This is a genomic window from Roseateles sp., from assembly GCF_036404855.1.
Classification (GTDB): Bacteria; Pseudomonadota; Gammaproteobacteria; order Burkholderiales; family Burkholderiaceae_C; genus Pelomonas.
Genome location: NZ_DASWYS010000004.1, coordinates 1 through 11,531, shown reverse-complemented (window position 1 = coordinate 11,531; position 11,531 = coordinate 1). Strand labels below are relative to the sequence as shown.

General features: G+C 68.6%; 9 protein-coding genes and 1 pseudogene. All 10 read right to left on the bottom strand.

The window, feature by feature from the left end; genetic code table 11:
- Positions 1 to 3: 3 nt before the first annotated feature.
- Entirely contained in the window at positions 4 to 399 is a 396-nt protein-coding gene (locus VGF12_RS00120) for a c-type cytochrome (protein WP_331174016.1), read from the bottom strand.
- A 22-nt stretch (positions 400 to 421) separates the two neighbouring features.
- Positions 422 to 1,861, bottom strand: coding sequence for an NAD(P)/FAD-dependent oxidoreductase (locus VGF12_RS00115; RefSeq protein ID WP_331174015.1), 1,440 nt, complete (start codon positions 1,859 to 1,861; stop codon positions 422 to 424).
- A gap of 2 nt (positions 1,862 to 1,863) precedes the next feature.
- Positions 1,864 to 3,447, bottom strand: coding sequence for an FAD-binding oxidoreductase (locus VGF12_RS00110; RefSeq protein WP_331174014.1), 1,584 nt, complete (start codon positions 3,445 to 3,447; stop codon positions 1,864 to 1,866).
- A gap of 29 nt (positions 3,448 to 3,476) precedes the next feature.
- Complete coding sequence (locus VGF12_RS00105) at positions 3,477 to 4,541, bottom strand: nitrilase-related carbon-nitrogen hydrolase (RefSeq protein WP_331174013.1); 1,065 nt, start codon at positions 4,539 to 4,541, stop codon at positions 3,477 to 3,479.
- Between the two features lie 31 nt (positions 4,542 to 4,572).
- Positions 4,573 to 5,253: a hypothetical protein gene (locus VGF12_RS00100; RefSeq protein WP_331174012.1), complete on the bottom strand. Its 681-nt coding sequence runs from the start codon at positions 5,251 to 5,253 to the stop codon at positions 4,573 to 4,575.
- Positions 5,254 to 5,566: 313 nt separating this feature from the next.
- Positions 5,567 to 6,727, bottom strand: a complete 1,161-nt coding sequence (locus VGF12_RS00095) for a CaiB/BaiF CoA-transferase family protein (protein WP_331174011.1) — start codon at positions 6,725 to 6,727, stop codon at positions 5,567 to 5,569.
- The gene (locus VGF12_RS00090; RefSeq protein ID WP_331174010.1) at positions 6,724 to 8,061 is read right to left on the bottom strand and encodes an amidase; all 1,338 of its coding nucleotides are present in this window, start codon (positions 8,059 to 8,061) and stop codon (positions 6,724 to 6,726) included. The genes VGF12_RS00095 and VGF12_RS00090 overlap by 4 nt, the downstream gene beginning before the upstream one ends.
- Before the next feature lie 3 nt (positions 8,062 to 8,064).
- Entirely contained in the window at positions 8,065 to 9,456 is a 1,392-nt protein-coding gene (locus VGF12_RS00085; protein WP_331174009.1) for a hypothetical protein, read from the bottom strand.
- A gap of 14 nt (positions 9,457 to 9,470) precedes the next feature.
- Complete coding sequence (locus tag VGF12_RS00080; protein WP_331174008.1) at positions 9,471 to 10,862, bottom strand: MmgE/PrpD family protein; 1,392 nt, start codon at positions 10,860 to 10,862, stop codon at positions 9,471 to 9,473.
- Positions 10,859 to 11,531 (bottom strand): annotated as a pseudogene (locus tag VGF12_RS00075) (hypothetical protein); the annotation flags it as partial. The gene VGF12_RS00080 and the pseudogene VGF12_RS00075, both read right to left, overlap by 4 nt.

Below are 11,531 nucleotides of genomic sequence, written 5' to 3'. Positions count from 1 at the left end.
TCATCAGGGCTTGGCGGGTGACTGGGCGGCGAGGTAGGCCATGAGCGCCTTCATCTCGGCGTCGCTGAGGCTGTTGGCGTAGGCCATGGACGTGCCAGGCACCACGGCCGCCGGGCGGGCGAGCCAGCGCTGCAGCGTCGCGGCGTCCCAGGTCAGGCCGTCCTGCGCGGCCTTCTTCATCGCGGCCGAGTAGCCGAAGTCGGCATGCCGACCGGCCTTCGCGCCGACGATGCCGGCCAGGTTGGGGCCGACCCGATGCTTGCCGCCGGTCTCGACGGTGTGGCACGCGGCGCAGCGCATGAAGGCAAGCTTGCCCTTTTGAACATCGGCGGTCTGCGCACCGGCCGCGGAGGCGGCGACGAACAGCAGGACCGCCATGGCGCGGAGCATGGTCTTCATCAACATGGGGTTCAGGAAACTCTCAAAGGGTGGACAGGATTTCGGAGGCCGCCCGCTCGCCGGACTCCATCGCAGCTTCCATGCCGCGGATGGTGGCGCCGGTGTGCTCGCCGGCGAAGTGCAGGCGCCCCTTCGCCGCGGCACAGGCCTTGGCCAACCGCGTGGCCTGCCCCGGGGCCCAGTTGGCCCAGGCCCCGCCAGCCAGCGGGTCCTGCTGCCAGGACACGCGCTGCACCAGCTTCAACATGCCGCGCGAGGCGGGGAACAGCCGCGCCAGTTCGCCCAGTACCAGGGCCTCCGCGTCGGCATCGCTCAAGCGATCCCAGCGTGCGGCGCCGGCCGCGTTGGACCAGACCACCAGGCTTTCGGCCCGGCCGCTGCCCTGCTCGTCGTTGGGGAAGACGCGGCCCAGCACGCCGTCGGACCAGACATAGGGCGCCGGCCCCGCCTCGTCCCAGAACGGACGCAGCACCTCCAGGTGCAGTTGCGTGATCTGGGCATAGGGCACGCTGCGCACCGCCTCGGCGTGCGGCGCGTCCAGGTCCGGCGTGAAGCGGATGCCACGCAGGGCCGGCAGTGGCAGCGCGCAAATGACGTGGCGGGCGTGGTGCTGGCTGCCATCGGCGCAGCGCACGCTGGCACCGTTCGCAGCCGTGTCCACCGCCACGACTCGCCGGCCCCGCAGCACGGGGCCTTTGAGTGCCGCGGCCATGGCCTCCGGCAGGCGCTGGTTTCCGCCCCTGACGTTCTGCAGCGGGCCGGGAATCTTGCGGACCTCTGCGAGGTTGCTCTGCACGTAGTGCAGCGTCAGCAGCGAGGTGTCAGCCAGACTGGTGCCGTAGCTGTTGTTGGCGGCGAGCAGCGCCTGCGCGGCTTCGTTGATGCCCAGCTCGCGCAGCCGCGCGAGCACGGGCACGTCCTGCGCGCGCGCTTCGGCTTCGCGCCAATCGCTCAGCTGGGCCAGCGAGCTTGCGCCGCCCAGGCCGAGCAGCGCGCGGTCTGGCGGCATCGCGCGCACCGCGGCTGGCAGTGGGTTCAGTGCCGACGAGGCCCACTCGGCCGCGCCGATGCGTTGACCACCGACGTCGTAGATCATTCGCTGTGGCTGCAGCAGCGGCGAGGTGGCGCTGGCGGCCAGCGCCACGCCGAGCTGCTCGGCGACCGCCACTGTGCGCGCATAGGCTGGGGCCAACTGATTGCCGCCGGCCTCGGGGCGGCCCGGCACGCCGTCCAATGTGTACAGCCGCCCGCCGACACGCTCGCGCGCCTCCAGCACTTTCACGGTCAGGCCGAACTGCTCCAGCAGCAGGGCTGCGTTCAGGCCGGCCAGGCCGGCGCCCAGCACGATGACGTCCACGTCACGCTCGCCGGCCCACAGGGGCCGGGCCACCACGCCAAGGCCGCCCAGCGCGGCAGCGCCGAGCAAGCGGCGGCGGGTGGGGCGAGAGGCTGGCGCCGCCATGCTCAGGCGCTCCGCGCCAGGCCCAGCGCGCCTGGGTTGACGCGCCCCTGCGGATCCAGCGTCTGCTTCAGGCTCTCGATCAGCGCCGCGTACGGGGCGGACACGGTGTCGAGGAAGGGGTAGGCTCGACCGATCTGGAAGTTCACCGCGCCATGCTTGGCCAGGATGCGCGCCGTGTCCTGCCACAAGCCCATCACATAGGCGCGAAGGTCGGGCCGGTTGACACGCTGGGCCCACGCCGCCGGCGGATCGGACAGCTCGGTGGCGTCGATGTGCAGCGGCGTCACCTCATCCATCCAGTAGTAGCACGGCTCGAACAGGATGCCGTTGGGCACGTTGGTGGTCAGCGGCGAATACAGCACGCCGTGCTGGTCCAGCTCGGCCTGGCGGGCGGCGATCATGGCTTCGACCTCGATCACGCAGGCCGCGGCCGTTCCCAGCGGCAGGATGCCATGCACCGGCACCCAACGCTGACCGTCCACCCCCAGCGCCGAGCGCAGCGGCGGGAAGGGCCGACCGCGCATGGCCTTGGGCACCACCGGCGGCAACACCCAGCCGTGGTTCTTCTCGACGATGGCTTCGACCTTCTTCAGCTGGCGATCGGCATCCTGCTCGGTGTCGCCCTCGACGGTGAGGTGCAGCGAGTAGGCTGCGTTCTCGAGGTCGTTGGTCCCGGCCATGGCCATGCCGGCCACATCCTTGAGGCCCGACAGCAGCGACTTGCCGCTCTTGATGACGCCAAGCGCCGTCTTCGTCGCCTCACCCAGCTTGCGGCCGGTCTGCGCGGAATTGCGGGCCTTGTAGGCGTCAATGCCGAAGGTCTCGGCGCCCAGGCCGGCGCGCACCAGGTCGGCCTGCGCGTTGATCATGGTGGTGAAGTCAGAGAAGCCGAAGGAGCCGAAGCCCACGGCCTCGGCGGGCGTGATCAGGCGCAGGCTCACCGCGACCTTGATGCCAAACGCGCCGGCGTCGCCGATGAACAGGCCAGTCAGGTCTGGACCGCCCCAGCGCACGAACGGGATCCCGTGATGGCGGCCCGCGCTGCCGGTCACCAGGCGCTGGCCATCGGCCAGCACGACCTCCACGCCGAGCACCGTCTCGGCGGCGCTGCCATGGCGCACCGAGCCGAAAAACACGCTGTTCTGCGACACCGTGCCACCCACGCTGGCGCGCTGACCCGACAGCGGGCCCCAATAGGGCGTGCGCACGCCCAGCGGCGCCAGCGCCTCATGAAGTTGCGCCCAGGTGCACCCGGCTTCCACCGTCACATAGCGGTTGACCGTGTCGATCTTGAGCACACGGTTCATGCCAGCCAGGTCCAGCAGGATGGCCCGCGCATCGTCGGCGACGTAGCCGCCGGTGTAGGACATGCCACCGCCACGCGGCACGACGGGCCGACCGGCTTCAGCGGCGATCTTCACGACGGTCTGTACCTGGTCGGCGTCGACCGGGCGCACGACGCAGGCGGGCGGCTTACCGTACCAGTACAAGTCGTGCGAGTAGTAGTCGCGGGTGCTCGCGTCGTCGAGCACTCGCTCGGTACCGAGGGCGGCGCGCAGGGCGCCCAACAGCTGGCTATCGTTCATGGTGTCGGGGTCTCGGAATATGGGGGCGGTCAGTCGCGGGCGAGCACGCCGCGCGCAGTCAGCATCTCGATGGCCTCGCGCTGGCGGGCGCCGAAATGGGCGCGCTCCGGCACGAAGGGCTGGCGTTTGTCGTCCAGCATGGTGTTGGCCGGATAGACGCTGCCGGCATAGGTGGCCGCGAACAACTCCAGGCGCTGGCGCGACAACACGTTGCCCATACCGGGCTTGCGGCGATGGCGGCGCAGCGCGGCGACGTCGAGGGTTGCATTGGCGGCCATGGTCTCGCCGCTGGCGGCCTCGGCCCGCACCTCGCCCAGGTAGTCGACGATCTTGGACATGCCGTCGGCAGAACTCTCGGGAATGTCCACGTCACGGATGCCGCCGCTGTTGGCGGACACCAACCAGGCGCAGTTCTCGTAGGCGCGCGCGCGTTTGGCCACGTCTTTGGGCGTCAGGCGCGGGCTGGCCACCTCGCTGCTGGAATGCAGCAGCACCTCAGCACCGCGAAGCGCCAGCGAACGCGCGATCTCGGGATAGAGGATCTCTTCGGATGCCACGCAGGCCAGCCGCCCCAGCGGCGTGTCGACGACGGGGAACACGCCGTCCAGGCCGTAGATCTCCAGATAGCGTTCCCAAAGGTCGTGCGGCGTGGGGCCATACATGGACACCAGGCGGCGGTAGCGCAAGATGACGCGACCGCCGTCGTCGATGATGAAGCTGGTCTGGAAATACAGGCCCGGGAAATGGGCGTCCGTCTCGTAGGCGTTGCCCGAAAAATAGATCCCCGCGTCGCGGCACATGTCACCCAGGCGGACGTACTCCGGTCCGTCCGGCGCGATCGCCGCCTTGGCCGCCCAGCCCGGCAAGGAGTCGCCCAGCGGATAGCTGGTCAGGAAGTACTCTGGTGCCACCACCAGCTTCAGGTCCGGCCCGATGAAGGCCTTGCTGGCCAGCACTTGGCGGTGAACGCGCCCAATGTTGTCCATCATTCGCTCGCGCGCTTGCGCCGTGCCGGCGCAACGGTTGACGGCGTGGCAGGCCGTCTGCAGCGCCAGCGCCTGGTAGGGCGCGATGGATTTGCAGGCTTCGTTCATCGGTGGCTCTCTGCAGCGCGGTACCGCGACATCAGAAGGGCTTCACGGCGCCGAAGAAGGCGACGGTAGAGATGCAGATCCAGTAGACGTAGGCGATGCTGCGACCAAAACGGATGGACTTGTCCAGCTTGGTCTCGACTTCAACGTTGGGGCCCTGCGCCAAGATGCGGAACATGGCCGTCCATTCACGCATGATGAATCGCAACTTCAGACCGATGATCAGCGTGATGCCGTACACGAACATCTTGGCCGAGTACCAGCGCTGGCCCGGCTCCGCCTCCAGCGGCCCATGACCCAGCAGCGAGGAGATCGAGACAACGAACAGCGCCGGGATGACGAAGAAGCGGATGGCCTCGTCGATCTTGGTCAGCTTGATGCCGATGTCGGTCTCCCGCTTGAGGAACGCGCCCCAGCACAGCGCAAGCCATGCCGCGAAGGCGATCCACATGCCGGTCAGCCACGCGCCGCCCAGCGGCTGGATGCCCCACAGATAGCCCATGTGCAGGCCCAGCGGCAGCAGCATGATGATGCCGGTACGCGCCAGGATGTCGATCCGATAGGCGGTCTCCATGTGGCGCTTGCGCTCGTCCAGACCCAGCTTGCGGTTGATGACGTTGTAGGACGTCTGGAACACCCCCCACTCGCCGCCCAGCCAGTAGACCATCGCGATGATGTGCAGCCAGCGCAGCACTGCCAGTTCGTTGAACTCCATGTTTGTCTTGTCCTCGCGGCAAAGGTTGAATGAGTGCTTAAGCGCAAGACATGTGCCAGGATTGATTCGGTTGTCCGGACATCAGGGAAACCACTAGAAAACAGGCCATCCAAGACCGACTAGACGGCCTGGACCACCCTCAGTCGGCCGTTCTCCCGCCCACCCGCCGGGGGGAAGGCGAGCGGAATCTCGGTCGCGACGTTTCATGCGACGGTGCGTTGCGTTTCACCCCGCCGCCTTGAAACGCAGGAAAGAACGCTGGCAGAAAAAAGCCGCCCAGTGGGCGGCGCATGGCGGGCGGAGCGACGACGCGTCAGCTGACGGCACCGCGCTCACGCAGCGCGGCGATGGCCTCAGGCGCATAGCCAGCCGCGCCCAGCACTGCGTCGGTGGAGCCGCCACGCTCATCGAGACGGCCGTCCAATTGCCCCGGCTCAGCGCTGAACTTGATTGGCAAACCTAGCTGCGGCGGTTCGCCCGGCCGCTGCACGATCATGCGCCGCGCAGCGGCGTGCTCACTGTGGATGGCCTCGTGAAGATCGCGCACCGGCGCCCAGGCCAGATCCAGTGGCGCGAGGAACTCGCACCAGTCGACCAGACTTCGCTGCGCGAAAGCCTCCCTCAGGAAAACGCGCACTGGTTCGTGGGCCGGGCCTGGCGGCAAAAGCGCCACTGGGATCAGGTCGGGCCGCTGCAGCGCCTGCAACAGCGCCTCGACGAACTTGTGCTCACCTCCACCCAATGTGATGTGGCGGCCATCGGCCGTGGCGAAGATGCCGTAGAACGACGAGCCGCCCCAAGAGCGCTCGTCCTTGACGACGGCCGCACGGTTCTCTGCGAAGGGCGGGCCCATGACATTGGGTGTCCAGGCCAGCAACGCGTCGTACATCGCGATGTCGAGGTAGTCGCCCTGCCCTGTCTGCTGTCGGCGCAGCAGCGCCATCAGAATGCCGGACAACGCCATCAGCGACGCGGCCATGTCGGCCGACGGCACGCCCGGCATGGCGGGAAGACCGTCGGCGCCGAGGTTGACCGACACCAAGCCGGCCTCGGCCTGCACGGACAAGTCGTGCGCCGGCTTGTGCGCCAGCGGTCCCGTCTGACCAAAGGCCGAGATCGAGCAGTAGACGATACGCGGATTGACGGCCTTCACGGTTTCGTAGCCTATTCCCAGGCGCTCGACGACACCGGGCCGGAAAGCCTCGACAACGACGTCCGCCTCGCGGGCCAGCGCCAGGAACACCTCACGCGCATCGGCCATCTTGAGGTTCAGCGTGATGCAGCGCTTATTGCGGTGCGTGTTGCGGAACCACACGCTGTGGCCGGCCTGACGCAGGCCCACCTCGCGCACCGGCTCGCCCTGAGGCGGTTCGATCTTGATGACCTCTGCGCCATGGTCGGCCATCATCATTGTCAGATGCGGTCCCGGCAGAAACATGGACAGGTCCAGGACCCTGATGCCTTCGAGCTTCATGACTTGCAGATTCCGTTTAGGTCGGCCGCGATCAGCGTGGATTCGCCCCCCAACGGCGCGAGCAGCTGCAAGCCGACAGGCAGCTCGCCCTCGGCCACCGGCAACGGCACGGACAGCGCCGGCACGCCGGCCATGTTGGCGATGCTGGTGAGGTCAGCCTGGTTGGCCGGCACCGGCTCACCGAAGGCGAAGGCCTGCTGCGGCGCGGTGGGCAACAGCATCACGTCGCCATGTTCAAACCAGCGGGCCACCTCCACATGGGCTGCGGCCACCGTGCGCATCGCGCCGGCATACGCTGCGGCCGACTGCTTCTCGCCGTAACGCAGGAAGCGCGTTAGCTCGGTGGAAAACTGCTCGGGCTGAGCCCGCCAGTCCTGAGCATGTTCCACCAGCAGGTCTGCCTCGACGACCAGCAAACCGGCGCGGCGCGCCCGGCCGAAGTCGTAGCCGACCAGCGAGATCTCGCGGACCTCGTCGCCGCGCGCCCGTAGTGCCTGCAGCGCCTTGCGATAGGCGGCAACCACGGCGGGGCTAGTGCCCAGCGCCTCGATGTCGCTCGCGGCGATCCAGCGCGGCTTCGGAGGCGAAGGTCGGTCGGCCACGTCGCGCGCGTCGGCACAGGCGGCGTCAAACACGCCCAGCACCGGCATGACCAACGCCAGGTCGCGATGCGAGCGCACCAGGGGGCCAATATGGTCCAGCGAATAGCTGCAGGCCACGCTGCCACCGGTCGAGATGCGGCCATAGCTGGCCTTCAGGCCCACCACGCCGCAGTAGGCGGCAGGGATGCGCACAGAACCCATGGTGTCACTGCCCAGCGCCAGCGCGCACAGGCCGGCGGCCACGGCGCAAGCCGACCCGCCACTGGAGCCGCCGGGCGTGTAGCCGGCTCGGTGCGGGTTCTCGCAGCGGCCGTAATGCGGGTTGTCGTTGGTGGCGCCCAGCGCGGCCTCGTGCATATTGAGCTTGCCCAACAGCACCATGCCGGCCTCGCGCAGCCGCGCAACGGCAAAGGCGTCCTGCGCAGCGACACGGCCACGCCGCGTGGCCATGCCGGCCGTGGTCGGCATGGCAGCCACGTCGATGTTGTCTTTGACGGCCAGCGTGAGGCCATCCAAGGCGCCGAGCGCCTGTCCGGCCGCACGGCGCGCGTCGCTGGCGGCTGCCGCAAGCAGCGCACCCTCGGCGTCGACGTGAAGGAAGGCGTTGAGATCCGGACGAGAGGCGATCACGTCCAGCTGCGCGCGGGTCAGCTCGACACTGCTCGTGCGGCCGGCCGCCAGCGCCCGACTCTGGGCGGTCAGGTCGCCAAGTATGAGGTCGGTGCTGATCATGACTCAGGCGAAACGCTTGTCGATCAGCCGGATGGGCTTCTGGCGCGTCTCGATGCCGGTCAGCGCGGCCAGCGCGCGCGGTTCAACGAGCTCCACCTGCACTTCCACGCCCAGCGCACGCTTGAGCAGGTCCCTGTAGGGCTGGGCGGATGCCTCGTCGCGCGCCCCCCTCGTCTCGATGGAGACGATGAGGTCGTCGCGGCCGGCGGCGTCGCGCACGGCCGTGCACAGGAACTCCCCTGCAAAGTCGGCCCGTTCCTCGAACAGCGGACCCATGGCCTGGGGGAAGACGTTGATGCCACGGATCTTCACCATGTTGTCGCTGCGCCCCAGGAAACCGGCGATGCGCTTGAAGCTCCAGCCCAGCTTGGACGGCGTTGTCAGCACCTGCGTCACATCATGCGTGTTGAAGCGAATGATGGGATAGATGTCGTCCTTGTAGAGGCAGGTCACGATCATGTCGCCCTTCTCGCCGTCGGCCACTGGCGCTCCGGTGTCGACATCGGCCACCTCCACGTACTGCGCGTCCTCCATCAGGTACAGGCCATCGTGGTCCGGCCCCTCGCCGGCCACGGCGCCGGTGTCGCCCACGCCGTACCAGTCGAACATCTCGGCACCGCCCCAGGCAGCCGACAACGTCTCACGCGACTCACGACCCAGATGGCCGCAGATGCGTCGGACCGGAATGTCCCGGCCGGGCTCGATGCCCTGTTGGCGCGCGACGTCCGCCAGGCGCTTGATGTAGTCGGCAAAACCCACGACCACGTTGACGCCGAAATCGCGCATCAGCTCCACCTGGCGCACCGACGGCGTCTCCACACCGGTGCCCGGCGTAATCAGCAGCGCGTTGGTGTAATGCAGCACCGCCTCGCGGACGTAGTGGCCGCCGTTGATCATGCCGTGGCCATAGACCGAATGAACCACCTCGCGCGGCGCAAGACCTTGCATGCGGTAGATGCGGGCCAGCAGCAGACTCTGGATCTCACGGCTTTTGGGGCTGAACAACAACGGTTGCGGTCGGCCCGTGGTGCCACTGGTGGTGTGCAGGATCATGGGAAGGTGCCGGCCTTCGACCGGGACGTCGGCGCCGTGGAAGTCACCGAGCGGCGGCTTCAAGGCCACGCTTTCCATGATCTCGTGCTTGCCGAAGCTGGGCAGCTTGACGATGTCGTCCAGGCTCCGGATGTCAGCCGGGATGATGCCCTTGCCGCCCCAAAGCCGCTGGTAGAACGGAATCTGCCAAGCGCGCTCCACCAGCTTCATGAAGCGCCGATTCTGCAGCGCACGCAGTTCGTCGCGGCTGATCTTGGCAAGCTGGTCGAAGGCATCGCCCAGTGGGTAGTCCGCCAGGATCTCGCGGACGTCGAAGGACTCGTAGTAGGTCGGGTGGCTCATGGGGATTCGCGGATTCAGTGAGAAATCGGGGGATGCATGCGCCGCACGAGGGAGGCGGCGTCGGAAGAGTCGGCCAGACGAAGGCTGGCCTCGTGCAGTTGCTCGGTGGCCTCAGCGCCCAGCCCTGCATGGGCACAGCAGGCGTCGAACTTGGCGCGCTGCGCCTCGATCGACAGCGGCCGCCGTGGATGGCCCAGTACGGCGGGCAAATCGATGGCGAGGTGGCGACCATCGCGCAGTTGGACGGCCACGCGCTGCGGCGCCAGTGCATTGGGGTCCGCGCAGTCGTTGGGCACCACGCGCACGCGCGCTGCGAGCGCCAGGCGTTCAGGATCATCCAGCGCGTCGCGGCTGAAGTCGGCCAGGCCCAGCCGCCCCTTCAGCAGCCAGGTGCTCACCAAAAAGCCCAGGCACAGGCGGGCGTAGTTGACGTCCATGCCCGCCATGGCTGGCCGGCCCACCAGTCTCAGCACCAACGGCGGCGCAGCCAGCTGCACGCTGACCACGTCGTCAGCTGTGAAACCGTGCTCGCGCTGCAACGTGATGACGCCATCCAGCGCGCCGTGGCCAGCGCGCCCAGTGGGAAAAGGCTTGTGACTGAGCTCGGCGATTCGCCAGTCGCGGCCGAGCGCGTCGAAGAGGTCTTGCACCTGCGCGCGGCGCGGCGCTAGCGGCGCGTCGAACAGCTCGAAGTAGCCGAATGGCCCCTCGAGGATGTCGTGCGGGCCGTTGAATCCGGCCTGCGCCAGGTCCAAAGCGCAGACCGCCGCCCGCGCAGCCAGCCCCACCTGCAACGCCAGCATGGGTGAACCCTCGCTGTGGGCCTGCATGGTGCCGGCCAGCTGACTATAGGCGATGCCCAGCGCGTCGGCCATTTGGGCACGACTGCAGCCGGCCAGCTTGGCCAAGCCCAGCGTGGCTCCGAGCGCACCGCACATCGCCGGCCGGAAGAAGCGCATGGGCGCGACATGCGCGCAGCCCAGCGTCGCGGCAGCATCCACCGCGAGGGCCAACGCGGCGATGAGATCGCGTCCGCTGACCGGCGCCCCGCGCCGCGACTGGCGCTCGGCTTGTGCCAGCAGGGCCGGCAGGACGGTGGCCAGCGGATGCACGACGGCGCGCTCGTGCACGCAGTCGAACTCCTGGTTGTGGATCTGGTAGGCATTGAGCATGGCCGCCGTCGGCGCCGGCCAGGCCTCGCCGCTGGCCCATTCGCTGGCCTCGTCGCCGCACCCCCAGCCCTGCGCTGCGGCGCGCACTTCAGCGACGCGCGCATGCCGGCTGCCGGCCAGGCCCACGCCCACGCTGTCGGTGATGAAGGTCAACGCAGCCTGCACGGCGGCCCGCGACAGATGCTCAAAGCGCAGGGCCTGGGCATGATCGAGCAAGCGGTCCATCATCGTCATGGTTGCAACGTCCTTTGCAGCGCTTCCAGGTCGGCAGCCTGCGGCAATGCCTCGACGGCGGCGAGGGCGCCTTCGACCCTTGCCGGTGCCCAGCCGCCATAGGCCATCAGCCGCGCGGCTTTGTCGCGCACGGCGGCCTCTGGCATGGGCCGAGCCGGGTCGCCCCAGCAGTCCTGCAGCTCGGCAGCCAGCACGCGGCCGTCGCGGCACTCGACCCGCACGGCCGCGCCATAGTGCGCCGGGTAGCGGGCCTGCTGCGCTTCGCCGCGGTGCACCGTGATGCGCGCGCGCAGCGCCGCCAGCTCCGGATCGTCGATCGCAGCGGCCGCGTAGTGCTCGAAGCGAGGCTCGCCCCACAGCAGCCAGGCGGCGAGCGCGTGCTGTATCGAGAAGCGCGCCTGAGCCTCGTCGCGCGGCAGCGGCCGATCACAAAAGCGCAACGCATCACCGTAGGTGTCGACGCGAACCGCCGCCACGTCCGCTGCATGCAGCGCTCCAGCACGCAAGCATTCACGCATCGCATCCATTGCCGGGTGCGCATGGCGGCAGGCGGGCCAGGGTTTGAAGCTGACGTCCGCCAGCCAGGGTCGGGCAGCAGGTTCGAACACCAGTCGAGCCTCGGCCTGGGGGGCGGTCGCCGCGAACCAGCCGGAGGGGCCTTCAAGGATG

What these genes read in the sequence shown, in the direction of transcription:
- VGF12_RS00080 (WP_331174008.1), bottom strand. Translation starts at nt 10,862, where the DNA reads ATGACGATGATGGACCGCTTGCTCGATCATGCCCAGGCCCTGCGCTTT.
- VGF12_RS00105 (WP_331174013.1), bottom strand. Translation starts at nt 4,541, where the DNA reads ATGAACGAAGCCTGCAAATCCATCGCGCCCTACCAGGCGCTGGCGCTG.
- VGF12_RS00095 (WP_331174011.1), bottom strand. Translation starts at nt 6,727, where the DNA reads ATGAAGCTCGAAGGCATCAGGGTCCTGGACCTGTCCATGTTTCTGCCG.
- VGF12_RS00090 (WP_331174010.1), bottom strand. Translation starts at nt 8,061, where the DNA reads ATGATCAGCACCGACCTCATACTTGGCGACCTGACCGCCCAGAGTCGG.
- VGF12_RS00110 (WP_331174014.1), bottom strand. Translation starts at nt 3,447, where the DNA reads ATGAACGATAGCCAGCTGTTGGGCGCCCTGCGCGCCGCCCTCGGTACC.
- VGF12_RS00100 (WP_331174012.1), bottom strand. Translation starts at nt 5,253, where the DNA reads ATGGAGTTCAACGAACTGGCAGTGCTGCGCTGGCTGCACATCATCGCG.
- VGF12_RS00115 (WP_331174015.1), bottom strand. Translation starts at nt 1,861, where the DNA reads ATGGCGGCGCCAGCCTCTCGCCCCACCCGCCGCCGCTTGCTCGGCGCT.
- VGF12_RS00120 (WP_331174016.1), bottom strand. Translation starts at nt 399, where the DNA reads ATGAAGACCATGCTCCGCGCCATGGCGGTCCTGCTGTTCGTCGCCGCC.
- VGF12_RS00085 (WP_331174009.1), bottom strand. Translation starts at nt 9,456, where the DNA reads ATGAGCCACCCGACCTACTACGAGTCCTTCGACGTCCGCGAGATCCTG.